Origin of the sequence: Streptococcus sp. F0442 (assembly GCF_000314795.2) — a bacterium.
GTDB lineage: Bacteria > Bacillota > Bacilli > Lactobacillales > Streptococcaceae > Streptococcus.
The window spans coordinates 1,030,548-1,054,569 of the sequence record NZ_KB373314.1; the positions used below are offsets into that span (position 1 = coordinate 1,030,548).

Consider the following 24,022-nt stretch of genomic DNA (forward strand, 5'->3'; position numbering starts at 1 on the left):
AAGACTCACTCCTTGGTTAAGTTAAGGAAGATAGATTCCAAGGTTTCTTGTTCTTGCTTCACTTCATAAATTGGAACTTTCTCGACTATTAAATCTCGCAACAAACTAGAAATCTGCTGATCGGCAAGGTTAGTCAGCTTGAGTTTATCCTCTTGTATCTCTAACATCTTGCACGGATAACCAAATAACACTTGGCTAATGACTTCACGTCGATCTCTAAAATCCCCACGCACTTCCAGCCATTTATTGGACTGAATTTTACGAATTTCTCCCTCGTAAACCAGTTGACCATGATTGATAATCCCCACACGGTCAGCGATATGCTCTACTTCAGAAAGGATATGGGTAGAGATGAAGACAGTAATGCCCTGTTCTTTTGCCAACTTGATAATCAGTTCCCGAATTTCATGAATCCCTGCTGGGTCTAGCCCGTTTGTTGGCTCATCCAGTATCAACAAACGTGGTTTCTTGACTAAGGCAAAGGCTAAAGCCAAACGCTGTTTCATACCCAAGGAATAATCTTTAACCAATTTTTTCTTGTTTTTAGGTTGATCTAACCCCACAATTTTCAAGGTTTCCTGAATATTTTTCTTATCAAATCCAAGGATTTTTTGGAAGACCAAGAGATTTTCATAGCCTGTCAAATTAGGATAATAAGACGGTTCTTCAATCATAGAGCCAATCTGATTAAGATACTGCTTGTCCGTACCTATGGGTTGACCGAACACTTCAATCTCCCCAGCTGTACGAGAAATCAAAGACAAAATCATCTTCATGGTGGTTGTTTTCCCAGCTCCATTTGGACCTAGAAAACCATAAATCTCACCTTGTTGAACTGATAAGGAACTAAGGTTAACTACCTGAGTGTCCTTAAATCCCTTTTGTAAGTTTTTTATCTGTAAAACATTACTAATCATTATGAACTTCCTCCTCAACGAGATTCATTTGTTGTTTAGCCATTTGGAAATACCTCACTGATTAAAATTTATTTGAGAAGTATCTCTATCTAGGTTATGTCTTTATTATAGACATGCTAGATTAATTTTAAACTAAGCTAACCTTAATTTTACATTAATATTAAAGTGTTTTACCTTTTTTCACTCTTTTAAATGGTATAATATAGATAAGTGAGGTAAGATTATGAATTTCGAACAACAACTCCTGAATAAGCACATCCTTATCATTGATGACGATAAAATTTTAAACTCTTCCATAAGAGATATTCTCACTGCCTACGGATTTTCCAATCTAACATCAGCCTATGATATAGAATCTAGTTTGGACATGATTGAAACAGAGCAGTTCGACCTTTTCCTTTTGGACATTATGCTCCCCGATGGTGATGGCTACACATTAGCAAAACATATCCGAAAAAAAGGCGATACACCTATCCTCTTTCTGACTGCCAAAAATAATCCTGAAGATGAGGTAGCTGGTTTCAATGCTGGTGGTGATGATTATGTCATGAAACCCTTCATTCCAAAAAATCTTATCTATCGGATTATGGCTCTGCTCCGGAGAAGCTATAAATCAGAACAGGAAGCAATACAGATTGGACAGACTTTGGTGAGTTTTCGGAATGCAACAGTACAAAAAAATGGAGCAGAAATTTCTATTACGCCAATTGAAATTCAGATTTTGAAAAAACTTTACGATAATAAAAATTACATCGTTTCAACCGAATCTCTCTGTGATACGATTTGGGGAGTGGATAGCTTTGGTTATGAAAACACTTTGACTGTACATATTCGGAAAATTCGAGAAAAAATAGAAGAAAATCCTTCAAAACCTCAATATTTAAAGACAGCTAAAGGGCTGGGATATAAATTGTTATCATGATTATGAACCAAACCAAAATTTTAAGGTATTCACTAAAGAAATTTATCTTTTTTTCCATCATTATCTTCATTACCAATATTCTTCTAATTGCCAGTTTTGTTTTCTACATTAAGGAAAAGCAAACTGCTACTGAGACTGTGAAAATAATTTCTGAACACATTACCATCACAAAAAATAACGTCCACATACCCAAAAATGATGTTTCTAGTCTAAAAGAACAAAAGTTATGGCTCATGGTATTGGATAAGCAGACTGGCAAACAAGTGTTCGAACAGTATAAACCTACAGAAGTTCCTTCGCAATTTGACTATGGGGACATTTTACAATTTTCTCGCTATTATCTTTCAGATTATCCTGTTTTTAGTCAGATAAAAGGTGACTACATCATTGTTGTTGGTTTTCCAAAAGATAAAATTGCTCGTTATAGTTATAATTACTTAGATATAGATAGTATTCGCCTGATTCCGCTAGTAGCATTTGGAGTATTGCTTTTCAACTGCCTTTATTTCGCTTTTCTTTACTACTATGGTGTGACGCATATCAATCGTAAAATTGCGCCTCTTGTAACTGCTATTCAGAATCTCCCGGATGGTCTGAAAAATCCAATAAATTCTATATCAGAACTAGAATATCTTACAACTGCAATTAATCAAACTGATACTCTACTCAAAGAGAATGAAGTCTTTAAAGAGCAATGGATTTCAGGTATTGCACACGATATCAAAACACCTCTTTCTGTCATCATTTCTAACGCGTCCTTGTTAAATGATTCTGAACTAGATACACAGTCTAAAAAACATATTCCCCCAATATTGACGGAATCCTATTACATCCAAAATATTTTAAATGACTTAAATATAGTAGCTCGCCTTTCATCCGGTCATCTTCAATTAAATCAGACTGAAACAAAAATTATCCCCTTCTTCAAAGATATTCTCATCCATATTTTAAATCAAGAAATCTGGAATGATTTTGAATTTGAATTTGATTACGATTATTCACTTGTTAATCAATCTATCATGATTGAGCAGTTTTTAATCACAAGAGTTATCCATAATATCATCTACAACTCTGTTTTACATAACGAAAAGGGTTGCACAATAAGAATCCACTTATTCAAAAAAGATACAAATGTAATTGTCGAAATCAAAGATAATGGACAGGGAGCTTCACCAGAAAAAATTGCTGAACTTAATGAATTATCTTTTAAAAACATTGATATTTCTAAAATTAGAACGACTGGAATTGGGCTAAAAATTTCAAAACAAATTGTTGATTTGCATCAGGGCTCTATTTCATTTGCTAGTGTCCAAAATGAATTCTTTGAAAGTATCATTTCACTTCCAATTTTCAACATTACCAATTAGCCAAAAAATGGAGAAGAACCATTAGAGTTTTCTCCATTTTTTCATCTTATCTTCCACTTATACCCGGCCCAACCTGCCAAGACAAGCAAAGCAAGGTTAAAGAGGATGAAGAAGATTGTAAAACTGAGGAATCCATTTTTTGCTACGGAGAATTGGAGATTGATATGGTTGGGGGCATTATTAGCCACAGCATTGCATTTTTTCCATTCTATTTTGTACATGGGAAATCAATGATTTTATTAGGAATTTTGTGCACTATTAATATTATCATGGGGTATATTTTTTCTGCTGTCTCTTTGATTAAACTAATTTGCATGAAATATAAACTATTCGGTTAAGAATAAGCTTAAAAGTTTTTTGAAGTAATCTATTCAGCACAAAAAAACACCTATTCGGTAAAATAGGTGTGAATGATGTTATTTATATCCATATTGTTTCAGAGCCTTTTTATATGCTTCGCTATCTTTAAGATAGTAGTCATGCTTAATTCCACTAATATCAACAGAAAAGACCCCATCTTTAAATGAATATTCTTCTGTTCGACTAGCAATGTTTTGTCCAGTTAATTCGATCGTATTCTTTTGTTTGTTAATGGTAAAGCCGTCGGCTTCTCCATGCTCAATGGAAGCATTATTTCCTTTAATAGTAAACGCTAACTCGTTTCTTTCACTTGAGATCCAATAATACTCACCATCTAAAGATTGGTAGTTGTTTTTAGAGCAAGCAATTAACGTAATTATTGATAATGAAAGTAGTAATATACCTATTAATTTTCTCATAATCTGTGCCTCCTTCTATAATTTTAATTATACCAAAATAATATTACAAGAGTATGTCAGTGTCTGTTATAACGGAAAAATGAAGAAATGTCTATTATAACAGCAAATATTAAACTTTCGTCGATTGATTTTATTTAAGATTGAGACAAAGTATAGATCAATAGCACTATATAATTTAAATATTGATGGATTTGATCTTGATACAGTAGCATATCATTGTAAAAATTTTGGCTGATGCAGGCCTCCTAGATAGTTATGAACCTACATATGGTGATGATAGAATTTATGCTTTTAGTGTAGGATCATTGACTTGGGCGAGACATGATTTTCTAGATAAAATAAGAGAAAATACTTTGTGGAATAGGACAAAAGATAATGCTTTGCCTATGAGTTTAGAGGTAATAGTAATTATTATAAAGTGGGTAACTTCATTTTTGAATAGAGATTGTCATAAAAAATAGATAGATGGCTTTTTCCGTCTAGCATAATTTTATAAAATAAACTAAATATAAACAAAAGAGGCATTTAGGCCTCTTTTTCTCTCCTTCAAACACTCTGTCACTGTCCATTTACTGTCCAATATAATGTAATACATCTATAAATTGTTGATTTTATCGAATGCAAAATCGCTTAAAATCAATATTTTGACGGATAACAAGACTTTAAGAATCTTAAATTAAGTCTTGCATATTCATCATAGCAATCACATTCCTTCCAACTTCTGAAATTTACAGTTCATTATACCATTTTTTAGACGCTTGGAAAAGCCTTGGACACATTGTCATGAAAAGCTCCCTTCTCTCTAGATTGATTTTGATCATTCTCCTAGAAAATGAGAGAGACCCTTCTTGAGCCTCTCTCAGAAAATAATAAAATGTATTAGGATAAAATCATCGAAGCCACAATTGGACTAATGAAGACATACAAAATTCCTGTGATCCCTATTGCCAATCCTGCCATAGCACCAGCCACATGACCATACTTAAATGCCGTCCCTGTTCCTACTGCATGTCCTGTTCCGCCAAGGGCTAAACCAATAGCTACTGGATCTTTTATTTTTAACAGTTTCAATATCGTTGGACCCAAGACACTTGTTAATAATCCAGTTGCTACAACTACCACAAGAGTGATGGTAGTAATTCCTTGCATTTTTTCAGTAATTCCAACTGCCATTGCCGTCGTAACCGATTTTGGAAAGAGCGAAATGGCTAGAAAATACTTCATCCCAAATGCTTTCGCGATCAAGGCTGTAAAAATGGTATTCACAACTACTGCCAATGTCGAGCCGACTAGAATACTCCGTACATGATGCTTCATCAAATGGAAACTTTTATAGAGAGGAATCCCCAAGGCGACTGTTGATGGGCCAATCAACTGATTTAACAGGGAACCACCGACATAGTAATCTTTATAAGAAATTCCTGTCATCAGTAAGAATGAAATCACGATTACTGTGGCCACTAAAAGTGGCGTTGTGATAGGATGAGGAAATCTGCGAAAGATTAACATCCCAATCAAATAAGCCCAAATAGATAAGACAATCCCAAATAAAGGATTACTCGCAAAATTAGCCATGCTTGCGTCCCCCTTCTGGATAATCACCCTCCAAACGATTTTTTATAAAACTAACCACGATTGCAATTAAAACCACATTGATGACCAAGGCTCCAAGTAGAATCAACATGATCGGAAATAGATAAGGCGCAATCACATGAAACTTATCCATAATACCAACAGCAGGGGGCAGAAACAGAATCGTCATATTGGCTAATAAAAAATTTCCCACCATATTTACATGGCGCATGCGTAGTAACTTAAACTGTAATAATAAAAATAGGATCAACAGCCCGATCATACTTCCAGGAATTGGTAAGTGCAACCCATCAGAAATGATTTCACCAATTAATGAAATCGTGAATATAATCGTCAGTTGTACATATAATTTCATCTTCATCTCCCTTTTTTTGGATCATTTCCAATAAGGATTCGTATCCTCGCTTCTGCTTACTTAGAAGTAAACATCCATTTATCCCTATCAGTTTACTCCTTTTCGGAAAATTTGCAAGCTTTTTTCTAAAAAAATAAAACAAATTACCAAAAATTGAAGCTACTATTTTGATTCATGACATCCATTTTATGATACAATGAAACCAAAAACGGTTAAGTTAACATGAAAGGATCTACATGACTCATTTTCACACCATTGTCATCGGTGGTGGTCCAGCAGGTATGATGGCGACCATTGCCAGCGCCTCTTATGGCCAAGCCACCCTTCTCATCGAAAAAAATAAAAAGCTGGGTAAGAAACTCGCTGGTACCGGAGGAGGCCGCTGTAATGTTACGAATAACGGGACCTTAGACGATTTGATGGCTGGTATCCCTGGAAATGGCCGTTTCCTTTACAGTGTGTTTTCTCAATTTGATAATCATGATATCATCCAATTTTTCACCGATAATGGCGTCAAGCTAAAAGTCGAAGATCATGGCCGGGTCTTTCCTGCTAGTGATCAATCTCGCACCATTATTCAAGCTTTAGAGAATAAGATCCTGGAGCTAGGTGCTAGCATTGCCACCAACTGCGAAGTGGTCTCCGTCACCAAACCAGAAGACGTCTTTATCGTCAAGTCTGCTGAAAAAACTTGGACAGCTGACAAGCTGATTGTCACAACTGGGGGCAAATCCTATCCTTCTACCGGCTCTACTGGCTACGGACACGAAATTGCCCGCCACTTCAAACACACCATCACCGATCTCGAAGCGGCAGAAAGTCCTCTTTTGACAGACTTCCCACACAAGGCCCTCCAAGGGATCTCTCTGACAGATGTGACTCTTAGCTATGACAAGCACATGATCACCCATGACCTGCTCTTTACGCATTTCGGTCTTTCTGGCCCTGCAGCCCTTCGGATGTCTAGCTTTGTCAAAGGTGGGGAAATCTTAACTTTAGATCTCCTTCCAACCACTTCTTCTCAAGAGTTAAAAGATTTTCTAGAAGAACATCGAGAAAAGTCCATTAAAAATAGCCTCAAAACCCTTCTTCCTGAACGGTTAGCTGATTTCTTGGTGCAAGAATTCCCTGAAAAAGCTAAGCAACTCACTCCTAGTCAGACAGAAGAGCTCATTCAAAAGATCAAAGAGATGCCCATCTCTGTCACTGGTAAGATGTCTCTAGCTAAGTCCTTTGTGACCAAGGGCGGCGTTAGCCTCAAAGAAATCAATCCTAAAACCCTAGAAAGTAAGCTGGTTCCTGGCCTCCACTTTGCCGGAGAAGTCCTCGATATCAATGCTCATACAGGTGGCTTTAATATCACATCTGCCCTCTGTACCGGTTGGGTCGCAGGAAGTCTTCATTACTGATAAATCATTCTCCATACTTTTTTCTCCACCTATTGAAACAAAATTTTGAAAAAATCTTTACAAGTTAGTATTTACTTGATAGAATGGATTGGTATAAAATTTATAAAGGAGATTATTAGAATCATGGATTTTGATTTTAGTGTTAAACTCATGACTGAGTTTTTCGGTACGGCATTGCTACTGATCCTCGGAAACGGTGCTGTTGCAAACGTTGAATTAAAAGGAACTAAAGGTCATCAAAGTGGATGGCTTGTCATTGCGATCGGGTACGGAATGGGTGTTATGATGCCAGCCTTGATGTTTGGTAATGTTTCAGGAAACCACATTAACCCTGCCTTTACTCTTGGACTTGCGGTTAGCGGGCTCTTCCCATGGGCAAATGTTTTACCATACATCGCCGCTCAACTTCTTGGAGCTATGTTTGGACAATTGGTTGTCGTTGTAAGTCACCGTCCATATTATCTCCAGACTGAAAATCCTAACAACATCTTGGGAACATTCTCAACGATTTCTAGTTTGGATAAAGGAACTCCTGAATCACGTAAAGCTGCTACCATCAATGGTTTTATCAACGAATTTGCAGGATCTTTCGTACTTTTCTTTTGTGCACTTGGTTTAACCAAGAATTTCTTCGGAGCAGAGGTTGCTGGTCTAGCTCAAAAAGCTGCGGCTGAACAAGGAGGAGTCTTTAATGCTACTTCAACAGCAGCCAAATTGGCTTTGTCACAAGCACATGCTTCAGGACTAGGAATTGCCCACTTGGCTCTTGGCTTCCTTGTTATGGCTCTTGTTACGTCACTCGGTGGTCCTACTGGACCTGGTTTGAACCCTGCACGTGACTTTGGTCCTCGTTTGGTTCACGCCTTCCTTCCAAAGTCTGTCTTGGGAGAGCACAAGGGTGATTCTAAATGGTGGTATGCTTGGGTACCCGTTTTAGCCCCAATTCTTGCTGCTATCTTAGCTGTACTATTGTTCAAAGTTATCTATCTTGGATAATCTAACTACTAAAAAACGAACTCGATTTTCCATCGAGTTCGTCTTTTTATTGTTCTTTGGTTAATGAAAAGCGGAAATCATTGTATTTAGTATAGTCAAATTCTGTATTGAGATCCGTTGTGAAAACAATCGGTGTATAGTGTCCGTCTTCTAAGACAAAACCAGGCTCAAATCGGAAGTTTGCTCCACCTAAACCTGTGATCCCAGGGAGTAAGGCATCAGCCCCATCAAAGCCTTCAACATTCCAATAGTAGATATTTCCAGTTGCTTGGACGGCTCTTGCCGTATAGGTCGCTGTCCGAGTCGGTTCGCTATCATTTTTGAAGCTAACCACTGTTGTCACATCTCCATTGGCATCCACTGTCATTTTAATCGCATCCGCTTGTGGACTAGATCCTACCCAAGTTCCCACCAGTTCTGCAGGGACAGTAGCAGAAGCATTCTCGGTCTTACTAGAGTCTTTTGTAGCTGTCGCGCTACTGGCTTGAGTTGAAGAGCTAGCTGTATCTTTTTCCTGAGCAGAAGATGCAGTACTCTTTTTGCTATTACTTTTGGCTTTTTTCTCTACCTTACTTGTAGATGCTTTTGCGGATGAGGAAGCTGTCTTTTTATCCTTAGCACCACAACCACCGAGAGCTAGACCAAGTGAAGCAGCCACCAGAGCAGCGGCACTCCAACGGAAGATTGATTTTTTCATACGATCACCTCTTTATCTTTCTGACTCCCATTATACTCCAATTGTTACAAAAATCAAGTTTTTTTGTAACAATTGTAATTTTTTTGTAACATTTTCCCATTTAAAATGCCAATCGTAATAGAGCGATCAAGACAATTCCAAACAAAACGGTTCCCATAAGGTTTTTGTAACGAAAGGCTACAAAGAGACTGGGAATGGTCACCATGAGATCCAACCAGTGGAACTGCGGGAGGTTTCCAATTTTCCCCTCTACTAAGCTTGATAAAACCAAGGCAAAGATAATGGAAATGGGCAGGTATTTGAGAAAGCGGGTCACAGGAGCCGGCAGTCCCTTGTATTTGACTAAGAGGAAGGGTAAGATCCGAGGAATCCAGGTAACGAGGGCTGAGGCCAGAATGGCCATGAAGATAGAACTATTCACGCGCATCACAAACCACCCCCACAAAACAGCCGATCAAGGTCGCAGCTAGCACAGCAAGCGATTGCGAAACAAAAAAGAGGAAGAACAAGAAACTCACTGCTACTGCTAAGAGCACCATTAGCATGGTCTTGGTCTTTTCTGTCAGTTGCATTCCTTGAAACTGGGCTGCAAAAATCCCAATAAACATAGCCACTAAAGCAAAATCAAGCCCAAAAGCCTTTGGATCAGGTAGGAGAGATCCTAGAGCTGTTCCGATAACCGTCGCACTGATCCAAGCCCCATAGCCTACTAGATTGTTCCCATGCATCCAAGGAACTGTAATGGTATCCGTCTTTAACTTCTCACTCAAGTAGACCCCGTAACTCTCATCTGTCAACAAACTACCAATTCCAATATTATGAACCAGGCTAGCCTCCTTAAAATCAGGGGAGGTATGCAGACTCATGAGCATATTGCGCAAATTGATGAAAAAGACAGTTAAGGCAATATTCATGAGGGACGAATGAACGGCAATCAAAGAAATCATGGCAAACTGAGAAGCCCCTGCGTAAACCAAGAGACTCATCAAGCCCATTTCTAAAGGGGAGAGATAGGGTGATGCTACCACACCACAAGCCAAGCCAATACTGATATAACCTAAGGCTGTCGGAAGGGCATCCCTGACCCCCTGCTGAAAATTCTTCTCCACTCCTTCTTCCTTTCCATTTTATGATGCTAACTATTATAACAAAAGAAAATGAGTAAAAAAAGGATTCTGATAGGAAAGCTAGGGGAGGCAACTGCTCTCTCTAATCGATTAATTCACCACCTTTTCCATTGTAATATTGTTTAAACTCATCATAAGAACGAATTTCATGTTCTTGACCATCTATTGAGTACTGAGCTTCAATTTTTACACCAGGTAAGACGTCCTGTCCTTTAGGTGCAAACCAATGAAGAAGAGTATCAAACCATTCCTTACTACTTAATAACTGTAATCTAGGCTCAATCCAGTACTTACCACTCAACATTTTCTCTTTGAATTCCGGATAAATTGCAAATAAATTAATATCTGTGTTTACATTCTTGGCCTGTTTCTGAAATTTAAATCCTGCTTGAAGGTCAAAACCAGTATTTTTATCGATTAATTCCATTAAATTTGTATAGTCTATAATTTTTTCCTTAACTGCACTGCCCTCTGGGATGGCATACTTGCTGTAGTATTTCTGTTCATCCAACTTGTAATAAATATTTTTCTCATCACCGATATCACGTTCCATTGCTCTACGAGACATATAATATCCCATATCCACAACACTCACTCCGCTATTAATGTTTATTTGATAATCATTAATAAAAGCTTTTGGTGCTGTCTTTCGAATCTCATCTAAAACATTTACGGTTGTTTCTTTAAATTGATTGTCAATATCGTAATATCGAAATCCAATATACTTCTTTTTTATATCTTCATCCCCATTTACATAGTCAAAACCAACCAGATACTTCCCATCAACCAAGGTCAGATCCTTACTCAAAACAAATTGATTTTTCTCACCAAATAGCTGAACATCCTTGAGATTCCCTTCATGAATGACTTCTGTTGAGCTAGGTCTCTTTTCGATAGGTTTTTTATTAGTATCTGAAGGTTTAAAATAGAATACTAAACCGACTACAATAATTGCTAGACAAACCAGTTTCAAACTTAAAATTTTTTTCAACACGTCCACCTACTTTTTCAAAGGCCTCATGCCCATCAGAGATTTCCTTAATTACCGTTTTCCACTTCTTGAGATATGATCTCTATCATATCGAGCCATTTAGATAATTGGTAATCAAATTTGAACATAAATATCACTATAAAACTAATCATCAAAAAGAGTGCTACAATGGTTTCATTTCCGATGACAAACAAAAGAATAGCGGCTACAGTTAGGCACCTAAAAAGATTGACCAGAAATGTAAAGTACACCTTCCGTCTCTTCAAGGACCTGATCAACTTTTTGCTTTGATCCTCTTCTAACTTGGATGTCTGTAATTTCAGGCTTGCATGGTAATATCGAATGATCCAAGCAGCAAGGAAGTAGGAGATAACACCTAAAATTGGAATCGTTCCAAGCCGGACCAACTGATTGTCAAATATTCCATACTCCGCTAATCCATCCGAAATTTTGTTAATAATAAATAATGTAATAGGGAGCAGTACATAAGACCAGTAGTTAGGAGAAGATGTCTCTTCTAGTATGACTTTTTCCTCCCAATCAAAATGGTAATTCTTGTTCTCCCATATCCCTAAATTAATCATTGTTTGCATAACAACCTCTTTTTCACTCTCCTTGTATATGTTCTATAAATCCTCTCAGTACCAATTTGAAATAGGTTTACCGTTATAATACTGTTGAATCTCATCGAACTGAGAGATTTTCGTATCTTTATTTTCTACACTCAGTTCTTTAGGTAGATAGGCATAATCGTACACAGAGGAACCTAATGTAAGAAATTCTGTTTCTAGATCTATCAGTTCTTTCCCATTCGTAATCACACCATTCTCAGAATTAATCACTTTATACGCAAAACCTTCTGGTTTTGAAAAGAGGTTAAATGCAGTCGGATAAGACGCTCTTAAATTGATATCCCCTTTGAAAGATTTTTCCTTCCAAAAATAATTATCAAACGGAAGAACTCCAGCAGTGTAACCCTCAAGGGTAGAAATGGAGAGATACACTCTATTTTTCTCATTTACGTCTTCTTCCGTTATTTCTTTATCAATTTTAAGGGTTTTAAGATTAAGTAAGAAATAACGTGGCTGAGTTTGCTTCCTAATTTTAATGATAGCGTAATCATTCCCATTCATTTTTCGAAGAGTTGGAAAAGATCCATAGAGTTCGAAATCATCATTTTTTACATACTCCACCATCATCTTCCAAAGATCGACTTCCTTTCGTTTCGCCTTACTCCCTGTCAAATCATAAATCTCTAAATGGGCATATTCATCCGACTTCATTTTTTTCGATGGAATAATACCTCTTACTCTGTTTCTTTGTCTAACCAAATAATTAGAGTTCACCTCAACCCAATCTGATGAATCGGGAGACTTCAAAGATTTCTTCCGTTCTTTTTCATCAAACTTCCATTCGACCACAAGCCCATTTTTAGCATGGATAAATTGAAAGTCTTTAATGTCGGATTTCGCATTATAGACCGAAAATTCGTAGGACTCTTTACTCTTATCACTTTTTTCAATTTTCTTTTGTGATTCGCATCCTGCAACCAGTAGCAAACAGACCGCAAAGACAAGCATCGTGCCAATTCTATATTTAGATCTCTTTTCTTTTTTCATCTCTATTCTCTCTTCCACCTCAGTTTTATTCCCTCTATCATACCGAATTTTCTTTCGACTCGCAAATCCGCTACTAGTTGGTGAGATTCCAGCAAAAAAGCCATTGGACCTTACACATCCAATTGGCTCCTTTATCTTATTCAATTCCCTCAAAGGCTAGGCTTGGTTTGGCATTAAGATCCAAGCCTGCGAAGTTTTCTTTGTTCCATTCACTAACACTGGCATAGGCAATCATCCCTGCATTGTCCCCGCAGAGACGCAGAGGTGGGATGATGACCTTAACATCCGTGATGTCAGAAGCCAGGCGTTCACGAAGGCCTTGGTTGGCTGCGACCCCACCCGCAACGACTAAAGTCTTGACTGGATATTTCTCCAAAGCCTTCTTGGTCTTGGCCATGAGAATGTCTAAGACGGCTGCTTGAAAACTCGCTGATAGGTCCGCATTAGAGAGACTTTCTCCTTTTTGCTGGGCATTATGGTGCAGATTGATAAAAGCTGATTTGAGCCCTGAAAAAGAGAATTCCAGATTGTCTTCCTTGATCATAGCCCGTGGGAAATCATAGATATCAGCCCCTTGGTGGGCCAGCTGATCAATCTCACGTCCTGCTGGATAGGTCAAGCCCATCACGCGCCCGACCTTGTCATAAGCCTCACCAACCGCATCATCACGCGTTTCCCCAACAATCTTATAATCACCTGCCTCACTGACGTAGACCAGCTCTGTATGTCCTCCACTCACCAGCAAGGCTAAGAGCGGAAATTCTAAGGGCTCCACGCTTTGAGCGGCCATCAAGTGTCCTGCCATATGATTGACAGGAATCAAAGGGAGGCCGTGCGCCCAGGCAAAGGCCTTAGCCGCTGCTAGGCCGACTAACAGAGCCCCAACCAGTCCTGGACCGTAGGTGACAGCCACAGCTGAGACATCAGCTTCTGTTATGCCGGCTTCTTCCAGAGCTTCTTTAATACAAGCGGTGATGACTTCCACATGGTGACGAGAGGCTACCTCAGGCACTACCCCACCAAAACGCTTGTGACTTTCGATTTGACTGGCAATGACATTGGATAAGAGTTGGTCGTCATTTTTCAAGACAGCCACGCTGGTCTCATCACACGATGTCTCAAAAGCCAAAATATATCTATCTTTCATTCGGGTTCCTCTTCATGATCACGGCATCCTCTATGGGATCGTGATAGTAGTTTTTCCTCCGTGCAATTTCTTCAAAGTGCATTTTTTTGTATAGGCCTTGGGCCGGTTGATTGGACACGCGCACTTCTAAAAAAATCTCTTTTTGGTCCGGCAACTGCGCGAGTAACTGCTGAGCTAGGCCTTGGCCCTGAAAGGCGCGCTTGACTGCAATCTGCAGGACCTCTGCTTCATAGAGAGACTCTTGAATGGCGACAAACCCAAGGACTTGCCGCTCCTCATCCAGAGCTATGAAATAAGTACTTGATGCCTTCTCTAAATCGGCTTCAATCTGCTCCAACTTCCAGGGGCTGTGGCCATAGACATCTTCCATCACAGCAAGAATGGCGGCTGCATCCTGAATTCGTCCCTTTTTGATTTCTACTTTGATCATAGACGCTTGATGTAGGAGGTCGTTGTTTCCTTGTGGTCTTTGAGCCAATTTTCCTCTGCTTCGACCCGTTTGAGATAATTGGGGACAAAATCATGGAGGCTAGCAGGTACTTGTTTGAGGCCGAGACGTCCGATTTTCACTGCATCCGGCAGCGTTTCAGAGCAAGTAGCACTTGGCAGGCTAGAGGCAATCTGATCCTTAAAAGCCGTGACCTCTCCGACAAAGGTGACCTGCTCACTCGTTGCTGCACGCTCTAAGACCTCTTCAAACGGAAAATGCCCTTCAGGTGCGACCAGCTGATCATTTTGGTAAAAACCCGCATAAACGTTGTTCCGACGGGCATCCATGACAGGCACTACTAAACCTTCTAGACCATCTGGCACTAGGGCTAAGAGGCTCGAAACCCCGACCAATTCAATCCCTAAGGTATGAGCCAAGGTCTTTGCGGTTGCGACCGCAATGCGCAGTCCGGTGTAACTCCCAGGACCCTCTGCCACCACGATGTGGTCCAAGTCCTTGGGTTTCAAATCGATTTGTTGCATCAAAAAGTCAATGACCGGCATCAAGGTAATACTGTGATTCTTTTTAATGGTGAGTGTTGTTTCTGCAAGTAGAGTCTCATCTTCTAAAATTGCTACAGAAAGAGCCTTACTCGAGGTATCAAATGCTAATAATTTCATTTCCTACTCCTCTTGAACTGGATTATATTATACTACAAATTCCCTTCAAATCCCAGCGAAACTCTCCTTTAGAGAGGAGGATTTTCATATCCAAAACAGCTCAAAAGCTTACCTATTATAGGACTTTGTCTCTCCGTCTTTTCCAGTCTACCTTTTACTTACAGGCGAATTTATGATATAATGATAATTAATTGTATCGAATCAGGTCTGCTAGTTGCGAGTAGGAAACTCTAGTGATTGCACTCCTTCGCACCCAACAAAATGGACCGAAATAATGAAAGGAAAATTACTTCATGATTTACAAAGTTTTTTATCAGAAAACAAAAGAACGAAACCCTCGTCGCGAAACGACACATGCACTTTATCTTGATATTGATGCACCAAACGAACGCGAAGGACGCATCCAAGCACGTCAATTGGTTGAACAAAACACCGATTTCAACATTGAATTTATCACACCACTTTCTGAGCAACACCTTGCTTACGAGAAAGAGTCAGGTGCCTTTAAACTAACGGAGTACTAATCCATGGCTTATACCTTAAAACCTGAAGAAGTTGGTGTATTTGCCATTGGTGGACTTGGAGAAATCGGGAAAAATACCTACGGGATCGAATACAAAGATGAAATCATCATTGTCGATGCCGGGATCAAATTTCCAGAAGATGACCTCCTTGGAATCGACTATGTGATCCCTGATTACTCTTATATCGTTGATAATATCGATCGTGTCAAAGCGGTCCTCATTACCCACGGACACGAAGACCACATCGGTGGGATTCCTTTCCTGTTGAAACAAGCCAATGTCCCTATCTATGCTGGGCCTTTAGCGCTTGCCTTGATCCGTGGAAAATTAGAAGAGCATGGCCTTCTTCGCGATGCTAAACTCTACGAAATCAACCAAAACACTGAGCTTCAATTTAAAAATCTTAAAGCAACCTTCTTCCGTACGACCCACTCGATTCCAGAACCATTGGGGATTGTGATTCACACCCCTCAAGGAAAGATTGTCTGTACCGGAGACTTCAAATTTGACTTTACACCTGTTGGTGAACCAGCCGACCTCCATCGGATGGCGGCCCTTGGGGAAGAAGGCGTTCTCTGTCTGCTCTCAGACTCAACCAACGCAGAAATCCCAACCTTCACCAACTCTGAAAAAGTAGTTGGCCAATCCATCCTGAAGATCATCGAAGGCATCCATGGACGCATCATCTTTGCTTCCTTTGCGTCAAATATCTTCCGTCTCCAACAAGCAGCGGAGGCTGCTGTCAAGACTGGTCGTAAGATCGTGGTCTTTGGACGCTCCATGGAAAAAGCCATTGTCAATGGAATCGAGCTTGGCTACATCAAGGTCCCTGCTGGAACCATTATCGAGCCAAATGAGATCAAAGACTATGCGGCTAATGAAATCCTGATCATGTGTACAGGAAGCCAAGGAGAGCCGATGGCAGCCCTTTCTCGGATCGCCAATGGAACCCACCGCCAAGTGCAACTCCAACCAGGAGATACCGTTATCTTCTCATCTAGTCCGATTCCTGGGAATACAACCAGTGTGAATAAATTGATCAATACGATTTCTGAAGCGGGTGTCGATGTCATTCACGGGAAGATCAACAACATCCATACATCTGGACACGGGGGGCAACAAGAACAAAAACTCATGCTCCGCTTGATCAAACCAAAATACTTCATGCCTGTCCATGGTGAATACCGGATGCAGAAGATCCACGCAGGACTTGCGCGTGATTGCGGAGTAGAAAAAGACAATATCTTCATCATGAGTAACGGTGATGTCCTCGCCCTTACAGCCAACTCTGCTCGTATTGCAGGAAGCTTTAATGCCCAAGACATCTATGTCGATGGAAACCGCATCGGTGAAATCGGAGCTGCCGTTCTCCGTGACCGGAGAGACTTATCCGAAGACGGTGTCGTGCTTGCTGTTGCAACTGTTGACTTCAAGTCAAAAATGATTTTAGCTGGACCAGATATTCTCAGCCGCGGCTTCATCTACATGCGTGAATCAGGGGATTTGATCCGTGAAAGCCAACGCATCCTCTTCAATGCCATTCGTATCGCCCTGAAGAACAAGGATGCCAATATCCAAACTGTTAATGGTGCGATTGTCAATGCCCTTCGCCCATTCCTATACGAAAGTACGGAACGTGAACCCATCATTATCCCAATGATTCTCACACCAGATGACGAAAATTAAAAAATAACCAGTTGAGGCACCTGTCCCAACTGGTTTTATTCTTGCATTTTGAAAAGCAAAGAAGAGGCTGGGACAAAAGTCCTAGCCTCTTAATTGTTTTTGGATTGTCGAGCAAGACGCAGTGGTTGAGTGGGCTTTACTACGCTGATTTCATCAGCTTTTACAGCCCTACTCAACCGTGCGGAGGTGGGACGACGAAATCGAATTCTAACGAATTACTGATTTCTGTCCCACTCTCTTTGCTCTTGTTTCTTAATAAAGATCTAGATAGTTGTCTACTTCCCATTGTGATACGAAGGTAGCGTAGCTTGCCCATTCAATTCGTTTGGCTTCAAGGAAGCTGGTGTAGATGTGCTCACCCAAGGCGGCTTTTACCACATCATCTTCAGTCAAGGCTTTCAAGGCATTGTGAAGGGTAGAAGGTAGATCTGTAATTCCAGCTGCTCTGCGTTCTTCCGGTGTCATTACATAGATATTTTCTTCGATCGGAGCAGGTGCTTCGATTTTGTTTTCAATACCATGTAGTCCAACTTCAAGCAAGACTGCCAAGGCAATGTATGGATTAGCCATTGGGTCTACGGAACGCAATTCCAAACGAGTTCCCATCCCACGTGAAGCTGGTACACGAACCAATGGGGAACGGTTGCGTCCTGCCCAAGCGATGTAAACGGGTGCTTCATATCCTGGAACTAAACGTTTGTATGAGTTGACAGTTGGGTTGGTCACAGCCGTAAAGTTGTAGGCATGTTTGATCAAGCCACCCAAGAAGTGGTAGGCTGTTTCTGACAATTGCATCCCACGTGGATCTTCTGGATCAAAGAAAGCATTCTTGCCATCTTGGTCAAAGAGAGACATATTACAGTGCATACCTGATCCAGCAATTCCAAATTTAGGTTTAGCCATAAAGGTTGCGTACAAACCATGTTTACGAGCAATGGTTTTTACAACAAGTTTAAAGATTTGGATCTTATCACAAGCACGCAACACTTCATCATATTTGAAGTCAATTTCATGCTGACCAACGGCCACTTCGTGGTGACTGGCTTCTACTTCAAAGCCCATCTTGGTCAAGACATTCACGATTTCACGACGAGTGTTATCTGCAAGATCTGTTGGAGCCAAGTCAAAATAGCCACCTTTGTCGTTTACTTCAAGAGTTGGATCTCCATTTTCGTCCAACTTGAAGAGGAAGAATTCAGGTTCTGGACCAAGGTTAAAGGACTTGAATCCAAGCTCTTCCATATGACGAAGGGCCCGTTTCAAATTACCACGTGGGTCTCCTGCAAATGGCTCCCCTTCTGTCGTATAGACATCACAGATCAAGCCAGCTACGCTACCATTTTCATCTCCCCAAGGGAAGACTGTCCATGTATCCAAATCTGGGTACAGATACATGTCTGACTCGTTGATGCGGACAAATCCTTCGATAGAGGAACCATCAAACATAGCCTTGTTTGACAGAACCTTATCCAGTTGCTCATCGGTAGCTGGAATTTCGACGTTCTTCATCGTTCCCAAAATATCTGAAAACATCAAGCGAATAAAAGTAACATTTTTTTCTTTCACTTCACGGCGAATATCTGCAGCAGTAATTGACATTTTTGTCTCCTTAAAATAGATTACAAGCTTATGAAATGATCAACGAAATTGACCATATGGCGATGGGGAAGATGTGAAGCGACTCTGTTGAACAATATCACGATGAAGAGCCTTACGAATCTCTTCTTGGCTAACCACCTTGTTTTGCTCTTGCTCTTTTTCCGCATATCTCTTCTTGATATCCGCAATATTTAAGCCATCTGAGATATAATCTTTAATCTCCAACAGGCGATCCATATTGTCCAATGAATACATGCGACGATTGCCTTCCGTTCGATCAGGAGAAATTAACCCTTGATCTTCATAATAACGAATCTGGCGAGCTGTCAAGTCGGTCAGCTTCATAACACTTCCAATCGGAAAGACTGCCAGCGAGCGTCGTAATTCCTTTTCCTTCATACCATTCCTCTTTCTATTCTATTATATCGAAAAAAAAATCTATGTCAAGATTAAATGTTACATAATCTCACATAGGTTTTTTGTACTTCTTAAGAAGGTCACGAATGCGATCCACATCTGAATTAACCAAAATCGCAACGAAGACTCCGATAAAGGTTTCAAAGATGCGGGCAAAAACATATAGGAAAGTTTCTCCTGTCGGAATCGAGAGAGTAATAATCAACATGGCTGAAACACCACCGATGATTCCAGCTTTGTTGTTCATAGCGACATTGGTCATAATGGTTAACATGGTCGCAATGGGCACAAAAATCAGGGTTACCCAAAAAGCATTGTGGAAGAGGATCTTAATCATAAAGAACAGCAGAGCATAAAAACCACCGATGCTGTTGCCCATGACACGCGAAGCTCCGAAGTGAACACTCTTATCAAAATCTTCTCTCAAACTAAAGACAGCTGTCAGTGCCCCAATCTGCAAGCCCCGCCAGCCAAAGATCCCAAAAATCAATAGAACCAGAAAAACGGCTATCCCTGTTTTGAAGGTTCGCATTCCCAATCGAAATTTGGAACGGTCAAATTTATGTCGTTTAAAGTAATCCATTGTCCCCTATCTTTCTATCTCTTTTATTCTAACATATTTCCAGAAAGGTTCAAGCAGGGAAATGAAGATCGACTAGCTTCCTTCTACTCTACAAAGTCATCTTAAAAACTTTCCTTAGGTGAGTACGGACGTCAGCGAACTTCGAAGAAGTTCCATGACTTAGTTTTGAACCTAAAGTTTCAAAACTCCCGAGTCCTTGAAACAAATGTTTCAAGCACTTTTCTCACGGCGGAAAGTTTCTGGATTTTCTTGATTAATTTCAAAAATGAGATCACATTTTATTTCGATACAGAATCACTTATCTTATATAAAAATTAGTTTGTATACATTCTAAAAAAAGCACCTTTCGGTGCTTCTTCTATGGTTCATGAGGAACCGTCTTATTTTTCAGTCAAGGCTGCAAGTCCTGGAAGAACTTTACCTTCAAGAAGTTCCATTGAAGCTCCACCACCGCGTCACAAATACCTACACTAACACAAAAAGGTGACAGAGCCACCTTTTTGTTAACGTTTCAGTTTTGTTCCTTTTTCTACAAAATCAGGATTTTGTAGAGACTAACGGGCTGAAATTATTTTTCTGTAAGTGCAGCCAAACCTGGCAATACTTTACCTTCAAGGAGTTCCATTGAAGCGCCTCCGCCCGTACTAATCCATGAGAACTTGTCTGCACGTCCAAGGTTGATCGCTGCGGCAGCTGAGTCACCACCACCGATGATTGATTTAACACCTGGTTGTTTCACGATAGCGTCCATCACACCGATTGTACCAGCTTGGAAGTCAGGGTTTTCAAATACACCCATTGGTCCATTCCATACAACTGTTTTAGCACCAGTCAAAGCTTCGTCAAATTTAGCGATAGATTTAGGACCGATATCCAAACCAAGGAATCCTGGGTCTACTGCTTCACCTTCAGTGTCTTTCACTTCAGTGTAGTCAGCAAATGCGTTCGCTTCTTTTGAGTCAACTGGCAAGATCAATTTGCCGTTTGCTTTTTCAAGAAGAGCTTTAGCCACATCCAATTTGTCTTCTTCTACAAGTGAGTTACCGATTTCGATCCCTTGTGCTTTGTAGAATGTGTAAGTCATCCCACCACCGATAAGAACTTTATCAGCTTTTTCAAGCAAGTTTTCAATCACACCGATCTTGTCTGAAACTTTTGAACCACCAAGGATAGCCACGAATGGACGTTCTGGAGCTTCAACTGCTTCTTGGATGTAAGCAATTTCGTTTTCAAGAAGGAATCCAGCAACTGCTTTTTCAACGTTTGCTGAGATACCAACATTAGATGCGTGTGCACGGTGAGCTGTACCGAATGCATCGTTTACGAAGATACCATCTCCAAGTGATGCCCAGTATTTACCAAGTTCAGGATCATTTTTAGATTCTTTCTTGCCGTCAACATCTTCGAAACGAGTGTTTTCAACCAAGAGAACTTGTCCATCTTCAAGAGCGTTAATCGCTGCTTCTAATTCAGCACCACGAGTAACACCTGGAAGGAAAGTAACGTCTTGACCCAATTTAGCAGCCAAGTCAGCAGCTACAGGAGCAAGTGATTTACCTTCTTTATCTGCTTCTTCTTTCACACGTCCAAGGTGAGAGAAAAGAATTGCACGTCCACCTTGTTCAAGGATGTACTTGATAGTTGGAAGAGCTGCAGTGATACGGTTGTCGTTAGTAATCACGCCATCTTTTACAGGTACGTTGAAGTCAACACGAACGAGAACTTTTTTCCCTTTCAAGTCAACGTCTTTAACAGTCAATTTTGCCATTGGATATGACTCCTTCTATTTTTTATACATGATAATTATATCACAAAAGCTGTAAAAGAGGTAGAAAAACCCAAGCTTTTCCCCTCTAATTGACAGTCCAGCCCAGAGACCCTATAATAGGATAAAAAAGGAGAACAAGATGAAACAAGGATTATCCACTCAACAAAGAGAAGCCGATCAAGATTTAAATATCCTAGCACTTCTCACCTTTCTTCCTCTAATAGGCTTTCTAGCTTTCCAGGAGCCGATCATCAGCTTCAGTCGAAACCCAGACCATTCTCTCTGGATGCGCTTATTCGTTCTCTTACTTTGTCAATTTTCTATAGCGGGCTTGGGAGCTAGCGTCATCCTGATCTATCGCCAGGAAGGTATACAGAAATATGGATTAGTCGGAAAAGAAATCTTCCCAACACTCCTTCAAACAGCCCTGTTTGCCTTACCTCTTCTTATTTTTCTCATGGCTTCAGGCCAGGTACACTCCTATCTTCCTTTTCAATCCATCCTCCTAACTAAAGAAGTCTTAGCTAGTCCCTTCCCCATCAATTTCTTAGGTTATCTCTTCATTTCTCTTATATGGGGATTCTGGGAAGGCTTTCATTATGTCTTAATTGCCCAAAAGATCAACCTCCGCTATCCTCAGAAAGAAAAGGGGATGTGGAATCTTGGAGCCTTTGTTTGCACCTTGATCTGCTTGCTCGTCCACAGGATGATCGGCCGTGACTCCTTGTTACTCCTTCAAGAAGCGACTGTATTCATTCTAATTTATGGAATGCTCCAAGTTCATAGACGTACAGGAAATGCTTGGGGCTGTATTCTGATCTTTTTCTTCCTTTGGAATGCCTTTTAAGATTGTTTAAACAAGATCAAACCTCTCTTGACAAGTACAGAAGAGGTCTTTATATTTTAGTCAGCACATCCAAAAGATCATCGCTAGAGTATACTTCTTTCTATCCAGGAACCTCCTTGTTAGAAGAATCCCTTCTCACCTTTTAGGAGCATGCTCTATACTTGTCTTTGTTGGAACTAGTTTTGAAACTCCCACCTTCAGCAGAGCAGGATCCGCTCTGTAGAAGCACATTTCCTTCATCTGTATTGAAAAGCTCTAAGCAAGAATACGAAAATCTAATCGATTCCTCACTTTCAATTCATCTAGTCTTATGCCATAACTAAAAAAGAAAAAAAGAGGAGGGAACCCTCCTCTCTTCATACACATGAATTATTTAGCAATTTTTGCGAAGTATTCAAGAGTACGAACAAGTTGTGCAGTGTAAGACATTTCGTTGTCATACCATGAAACAACTTTAACCAATTGTTTACCGTCAACGTCAAGAACTTTAGTTTGAGTTGCGTCAAACAATGAACCGTAAGACATACCTACGATATCTGAAGATACGATTGGATCTTCAGTGTAGCCGTATGATTCGTTAGCTGCTGCTTTCATAGCTGCATTTACTTCATCAACAGTAACGTTCTTTTCAAGAACAGCTACCAATTCAGTAACTGAACCAGTTGGAGTTGGAACGCGTTGTGCAGATCCATCCAATTTACCGTTCAATTCAGGGATAACCAAACCGATTGCTTTAGCAGCACCAGTTGAGTTAGGAACGATGTTAGCAGCACCAGCGCGTGCACGACGAAGGTCACCACCACGGTGTGGTCCATCAAGGATCATTTGGTCACCAGTGTAAGCGTGGATAGTAGTCATCAATCCTTCAACAACACCGAAGTTATCTTGAAGAGCTTTAGCCATTGGTGCCAAGCAGTTTGTAGTACATGAAGCACCTGAGATAACTGTTTCAGTACCATCAAGAACATCGTGGTTAGTGTTGAATACGACTGTTTTAACGTCATTTCCACCAGGAGCAGTGATAACAACTTTCTTAGCTCCACCTGCATGCAAGTGTTTTTCAGCAGCTTCTTTCTTAGCAAAGAAACCAGTTGCTTCAAGAACGATTTCTACACCGTCGTTAGCCCAGTCGATTTGTTCTGGATCACGTTCAGCAGAAACTTTAACGAATTTACCGTTAACTTCGAATCCACCTTCTTTAACTTCCACAGTACCGTCGAAACGACCTTGAGTTGTGTCATATTTCAACAAGTGTGCAAGCATAACTGGATCTGTAAGGTCGTTGATGCGAGTAACTTCAACACCTTCTACGTTTTGGATACGACGGAAAGCAAGACGACCGATACGACCGAAACCGTTAATACCAACTTTAACTACCATTCGTGATTTCCTCCTTATGAAAATCAAAAAATTTTTTGTGAAAAAAGTAACTTGACACAGCGCCAAACATCTTTTAACAGTCTCTATTATATACTTTATTGCATTAAAAAGCAACTATTTCCCCAAGAAAAGCACGATTTATCGCAGAGTATATCCTATTTTATTAAAGTTTTTCACAAAGTTCTCGGT

Annotated in this window: 27 protein-coding genes; 9 read left to right on the forward strand and 18 right to left on the reverse strand. The window is 40.2% G+C overall.

Going from position 1 to position 24,022, the window contains the following annotated elements; all coding sequences use genetic code 11:
• Positions 1 to 5: 5 nt before the first annotated feature.
• Positions 6 to 917 (reverse strand): ABC transporter ATP-binding protein, encoded by a 912-nt coding sequence (locus HMPREF9186_RS05015; protein ID WP_008534392.1) that lies wholly within the window; start codon positions 915 to 917, stop codon positions 6 to 8.
• Positions 918 to 1,140: 223 nt separating this feature from the next.
• On the opposite strand from HMPREF9186_RS05015, the gene HMPREF9186_RS05020 reads away from it, so the two are divergent.
• The 3 genes from HMPREF9186_RS05020 (at position 1,141) to HMPREF9186_RS11745 (ending at position 3,544) form a co-directional block, all read left to right on the forward strand.
• Positions 1,141 to 1,839 (forward strand): response regulator transcription factor, encoded by a 699-nt coding sequence (locus tag HMPREF9186_RS05020; protein ID WP_002892257.1) that lies wholly within the window; start codon positions 1,141 to 1,143, stop codon positions 1,837 to 1,839.
• Between the two features lie 2 nt (positions 1,840 to 1,841).
• A complete protein-coding gene (locus tag HMPREF9186_RS05025; protein ID WP_232198428.1) occupies positions 1,842 to 3,206 on the forward strand; it encodes a sensor histidine kinase in 1,365 nt (454 codons plus the stop codon).
• A gap of 164 nt (positions 3,207 to 3,370) precedes the next feature.
• The gene (locus HMPREF9186_RS11745; protein ID WP_009731724.1) at positions 3,371 to 3,544 is read left to right on the forward strand and encodes a DUF6609 family protein; all 174 of its coding nucleotides are present in this window, start codon (positions 3,371 to 3,373) and stop codon (positions 3,542 to 3,544) included.
• 78 nt (positions 3,545 to 3,622) lie between these two features.
• Here HMPREF9186_RS11745 and HMPREF9186_RS05035 read toward each other — a convergent pair whose 3' ends face one another.
• Complete coding sequence (locus tag HMPREF9186_RS05035) at positions 3,623 to 3,985, reverse strand: hypothetical protein (protein ID WP_009731725.1); 363 nt, start codon at positions 3,983 to 3,985, stop codon at positions 3,623 to 3,625.
• A 227-nt stretch (positions 3,986 to 4,212) separates the two neighbouring features.
• Between HMPREF9186_RS05035 and HMPREF9186_RS11750 the strand changes: the two genes are divergently transcribed.
• Positions 4,213 to 4,446: a DUF2513 domain-containing protein gene (locus HMPREF9186_RS11750; protein ID WP_198006030.1), complete on the forward strand. Its 234-nt coding sequence runs from the start codon at positions 4,213 to 4,215 to the stop codon at positions 4,444 to 4,446.
• A gap of 418 nt (positions 4,447 to 4,864) precedes the next feature.
• Here HMPREF9186_RS11750 and HMPREF9186_RS05040 read toward each other — a convergent pair whose 3' ends face one another.
• Positions 4,865 to 5,560 (reverse strand): LrgB family protein, encoded by a 696-nt coding sequence (locus HMPREF9186_RS05040; protein ID WP_009731726.1) that lies wholly within the window; start codon positions 5,558 to 5,560, stop codon positions 4,865 to 4,867.
• Positions 5,553 to 5,933, reverse strand: a complete 381-nt coding sequence (locus HMPREF9186_RS05045) for a CidA/LrgA family protein (protein ID WP_009731727.1) — start codon at positions 5,931 to 5,933, stop codon at positions 5,553 to 5,555. The genes HMPREF9186_RS05040 and HMPREF9186_RS05045 overlap by 8 nt, the downstream gene beginning before the upstream one ends.
• A gap of 236 nt (positions 5,934 to 6,169) precedes the next feature.
• Here HMPREF9186_RS05045 and HMPREF9186_RS05050 point away from each other — a divergent pair, with 236 nt between their 5' ends.
• Positions 6,170 to 7,342 (forward strand): NAD(P)/FAD-dependent oxidoreductase, encoded by a 1,173-nt coding sequence (locus HMPREF9186_RS05050; protein ID WP_009731728.1) that lies wholly within the window; start codon positions 6,170 to 6,172, stop codon positions 7,340 to 7,342.
• A gap of 123 nt (positions 7,343 to 7,465) precedes the next feature.
• Complete coding sequence (gla, locus tag HMPREF9186_RS05055; protein WP_009731729.1) at positions 7,466 to 8,338, forward strand: aquaglyceroporin Gla; 873 nt, start codon at positions 7,466 to 7,468, stop codon at positions 8,336 to 8,338.
• A 46-nt stretch (positions 8,339 to 8,384) separates the two neighbouring features.
• Here gla and HMPREF9186_RS05060 read toward each other — a convergent pair whose 3' ends face one another.
• The 9 genes from HMPREF9186_RS05060 to tsaB form a co-directional block, all read right to left on the reverse strand.
• Complete coding sequence (locus HMPREF9186_RS05060; protein WP_009731730.1) at positions 8,385 to 9,035, reverse strand: hypothetical protein; 651 nt, start codon at positions 9,033 to 9,035, stop codon at positions 8,385 to 8,387.
• A gap of 100 nt (positions 9,036 to 9,135) precedes the next feature.
• Positions 9,136 to 9,462, reverse strand: a complete 327-nt coding sequence (locus tag HMPREF9186_RS05065; RefSeq protein ID WP_009731731.1) for an AzlD domain-containing protein — start codon at positions 9,460 to 9,462, stop codon at positions 9,136 to 9,138.
• Positions 9,449 to 10,144, reverse strand: coding sequence for an AzlC family ABC transporter permease (locus tag HMPREF9186_RS05070; protein WP_009731732.1), 696 nt, complete (start codon positions 10,142 to 10,144; stop codon positions 9,449 to 9,451). Before HMPREF9186_RS05070 ends, HMPREF9186_RS05065 begins: the two co-directional genes overlap by 14 nt.
• Positions 10,145 to 10,244: 100 nt before the next feature.
• Positions 10,245 to 11,156 carry a hypothetical protein gene (locus HMPREF9186_RS05075; RefSeq protein WP_009731733.1) on the reverse strand — a complete coding sequence of 304 codons (912 nt, stop codon included), beginning with the start codon at positions 11,154 to 11,156 and terminating at the stop codon, positions 10,245 to 10,247.
• 44 nt (positions 11,157 to 11,200) lie between these two features.
• Positions 11,201 to 11,746 (reverse strand): hypothetical protein, encoded by a 546-nt coding sequence (locus HMPREF9186_RS05080; RefSeq protein WP_009731734.1) that lies wholly within the window; start codon positions 11,744 to 11,746, stop codon positions 11,201 to 11,203.
• Positions 11,747 to 11,791: 45 nt separating this feature from the next.
• Positions 11,792 to 12,772, reverse strand: a complete 981-nt coding sequence (locus HMPREF9186_RS05085) for a hypothetical protein (RefSeq protein WP_009731735.1) — start codon at positions 12,770 to 12,772, stop codon at positions 11,792 to 11,794.
• A gap of 136 nt (positions 12,773 to 12,908) precedes the next feature.
• A complete protein-coding gene (tsaD, locus tag HMPREF9186_RS05090; RefSeq protein WP_009731736.1) occupies positions 12,909 to 13,919 on the reverse strand; it encodes a tRNA (adenosine(37)-N6)-threonylcarbamoyltransferase complex transferase subunit TsaD in 1,011 nt (336 codons plus the stop codon).
• Positions 13,909 to 14,349 (reverse strand): ribosomal protein S18-alanine N-acetyltransferase, encoded by a 441-nt coding sequence (gene rimI / locus HMPREF9186_RS05095; RefSeq protein ID WP_009731737.1) that lies wholly within the window; start codon positions 14,347 to 14,349, stop codon positions 13,909 to 13,911. The genes tsaD and rimI overlap by 11 nt, the downstream gene beginning before the upstream one ends.
• The gene (tsaB, locus tag HMPREF9186_RS05100) at positions 14,346 to 15,029 is read right to left on the reverse strand and encodes a tRNA (adenosine(37)-N6)-threonylcarbamoyltransferase complex dimerization subunit type 1 TsaB (RefSeq protein WP_009731738.1); all 684 of its coding nucleotides are present in this window, start codon (positions 15,027 to 15,029) and stop codon (positions 14,346 to 14,348) included. Before tsaB ends, rimI begins: the two co-directional genes overlap by 4 nt.
• A gap of 293 nt (positions 15,030 to 15,322) precedes the next feature.
• On the opposite strand from tsaB, the gene HMPREF9186_RS05105 reads away from it, so the two are divergent.
• Entirely contained in the window at positions 15,323 to 15,553 is a 231-nt protein-coding gene (locus HMPREF9186_RS05105; protein WP_009731739.1) for a DNA-directed RNA polymerase subunit epsilon, read from the forward strand.
• A 3-nt stretch (positions 15,554 to 15,556) separates the two neighbouring features.
• Positions 15,557 to 17,239 (forward strand): ribonuclease J1, encoded by a 1,683-nt coding sequence (gene rnjA, locus HMPREF9186_RS05110; protein WP_009731740.1) that lies wholly within the window; start codon positions 15,557 to 15,559, stop codon positions 17,237 to 17,239.
• A 252-nt stretch (positions 17,240 to 17,491) separates the two neighbouring features.
• Here rnjA and glnA read toward each other — a convergent pair whose 3' ends face one another.
• The 4 genes from glnA to HMPREF9186_RS05130 all read right to left on the reverse strand — a co-directional run bounded on the left by glnA (position 17,492) and on the right by HMPREF9186_RS05130 (position 21,606).
• Positions 17,492 to 18,838, reverse strand: coding sequence for a type I glutamate--ammonia ligase (gene glnA / locus HMPREF9186_RS05115; protein WP_009731741.1), 1,347 nt, complete (start codon positions 18,836 to 18,838; stop codon positions 17,492 to 17,494).
• Positions 18,839 to 18,877: 39 nt separating this feature from the next.
• Entirely contained in the window at positions 18,878 to 19,237 is a 360-nt protein-coding gene (locus HMPREF9186_RS05120; RefSeq protein ID WP_009731742.1) for a MerR family transcriptional regulator, read from the reverse strand.
• Between the two features lie 67 nt (positions 19,238 to 19,304).
• Entirely contained in the window at positions 19,305 to 19,838 is a 534-nt protein-coding gene (locus HMPREF9186_RS05125) for an FUSC family protein (RefSeq protein ID WP_009731743.1), read from the reverse strand.
• Positions 19,839 to 20,406: 568 nt separating this feature from the next.
• The gene (locus tag HMPREF9186_RS05130; protein WP_009731744.1) at positions 20,407 to 21,606 is read right to left on the reverse strand and encodes a phosphoglycerate kinase; all 1,200 of its coding nucleotides are present in this window, start codon (positions 21,604 to 21,606) and stop codon (positions 20,407 to 20,409) included.
• Between the two features lie 139 nt (positions 21,607 to 21,745).
• Here HMPREF9186_RS05130 and HMPREF9186_RS05135 point away from each other — a divergent pair, with 139 nt between their 5' ends.
• Positions 21,746 to 22,453, forward strand: a complete 708-nt coding sequence (locus HMPREF9186_RS05135) for a hypothetical protein (RefSeq protein WP_009731745.1) — start codon at positions 21,746 to 21,748, stop codon at positions 22,451 to 22,453.
• Between the two features lie 369 nt (positions 22,454 to 22,822).
• Here HMPREF9186_RS05135 and gap read toward each other — a convergent pair whose 3' ends face one another.
• Positions 22,823 to 23,833, reverse strand: coding sequence for a type I glyceraldehyde-3-phosphate dehydrogenase (gene gap, locus HMPREF9186_RS05140; RefSeq protein WP_009731746.1), 1,011 nt, complete (start codon positions 23,831 to 23,833; stop codon positions 22,823 to 22,825).
• Positions 23,834 to 24,022 lie beyond the last annotated feature (189 nt).

Bases quoted from the DNA above. Each gene is read 5' to 3' on its own strand.
- HMPREF9186_RS05120 (WP_009731742.1), bottom strand. From the start codon at position 19,237: ATGAAGGAAAAGGAATTACGACGCTCGCTGGCAGTCTTTCCGATTGGA.
- HMPREF9186_RS05065 (WP_009731731.1), bottom strand. From the start codon at position 9,462: ATGCGCGTGAATAGTTCTATCTTCATGGCCATTCTGGCCTCAGCCCTC.
- HMPREF9186_RS05015 (WP_008534392.1), bottom strand. From the start codon at position 917: ATGATTAGTAATGTTTTACAGATAAAAAACTTACAAAAGGGATTTAAG.
- HMPREF9186_RS05025 (WP_232198428.1), top strand. From the start codon at position 1,842: ATGAACCAAACCAAAATTTTAAGGTATTCACTAAAGAAATTTATCTTT.
- HMPREF9186_RS05020 (WP_002892257.1), top strand. From the start codon at position 1,141: ATGAATTTCGAACAACAACTCCTGAATAAGCACATCCTTATCATTGAT.
- HMPREF9186_RS05130 (WP_009731744.1), bottom strand. From the start codon at position 21,606: ATGGCAAAATTGACTGTTAAAGACGTTGACTTGAAAGGGAAAAAAGTT.
- HMPREF9186_RS05040 (WP_009731726.1), bottom strand. From the start codon at position 5,560: ATGGCTAATTTTGCGAGTAATCCTTTATTTGGGATTGTCTTATCTATT.
- HMPREF9186_RS05050 (WP_009731728.1), top strand. From the start codon at position 6,170: ATGACTCATTTTCACACCATTGTCATCGGTGGTGGTCCAGCAGGTATG.
- HMPREF9186_RS05135 (WP_009731745.1), top strand. From the start codon at position 21,746: ATGAAACAAGGATTATCCACTCAACAAAGAGAAGCCGATCAAGATTTA.
- rimI (WP_009731737.1), bottom strand. From the start codon at position 14,349: ATGATCAAAGTAGAAATCAAAAAGGGACGAATTCAGGATGCAGCCGCC.
- HMPREF9186_RS05105 (WP_009731739.1), top strand. From the start codon at position 15,323: ATGATTTACAAAGTTTTTTATCAGAAAACAAAAGAACGAAACCCTCGT.
- gap (WP_009731746.1), bottom strand. From the start codon at position 23,833: ATGGTAGTTAAAGTTGGTATTAACGGTTTCGGTCGTATCGGTCGTCTT.
- glnA (WP_009731741.1), bottom strand. From the start codon at position 18,838: ATGTCAATTACTGCTGCAGATATTCGCCGTGAAGTGAAAGAAAAAAAT.
- HMPREF9186_RS05085 (WP_009731735.1), bottom strand. From the start codon at position 12,772: ATGAAAAAAGAAAAGAGATCTAAATATAGAATTGGCACGATGCTTGTC.
- HMPREF9186_RS11745 (WP_009731724.1), top strand. From the start codon at position 3,371: ATGGTTGGGGGCATTATTAGCCACAGCATTGCATTTTTTCCATTCTAT.
- gla (WP_009731729.1), top strand. From the start codon at position 7,466: ATGGATTTTGATTTTAGTGTTAAACTCATGACTGAGTTTTTCGGTACG.
- HMPREF9186_RS05125 (WP_009731743.1), bottom strand. From the start codon at position 19,838: ATGGATTACTTTAAACGACATAAATTTGACCGTTCCAAATTTCGATTG.
- rnjA (WP_009731740.1), top strand. From the start codon at position 15,557: ATGGCTTATACCTTAAAACCTGAAGAAGTTGGTGTATTTGCCATTGGT.
- HMPREF9186_RS05035 (WP_009731725.1), bottom strand. From the start codon at position 3,985: ATGAGAAAATTAATAGGTATATTACTACTTTCATTATCAATAATTACG.
- HMPREF9186_RS05080 (WP_009731734.1), bottom strand. From the start codon at position 11,746: ATGCAAACAATGATTAATTTAGGGATATGGGAGAACAAGAATTACCAT.
- tsaB (WP_009731738.1), bottom strand. From the start codon at position 15,029: ATGAAATTATTAGCATTTGATACCTCGAGTAAGGCTCTTTCTGTAGCA.
- HMPREF9186_RS05045 (WP_009731727.1), bottom strand. From the start codon at position 5,933: ATGAAATTATATGTACAACTGACGATTATATTCACGATTTCATTAATT.
- HMPREF9186_RS05060 (WP_009731730.1), bottom strand. From the start codon at position 9,035: ATGAAAAAATCAATCTTCCGTTGGAGTGCCGCTGCTCTGGTGGCTGCT.
- tsaD (WP_009731736.1), bottom strand. From the start codon at position 13,919: ATGAAAGATAGATATATTTTGGCTTTTGAGACATCGTGTGATGAGACC.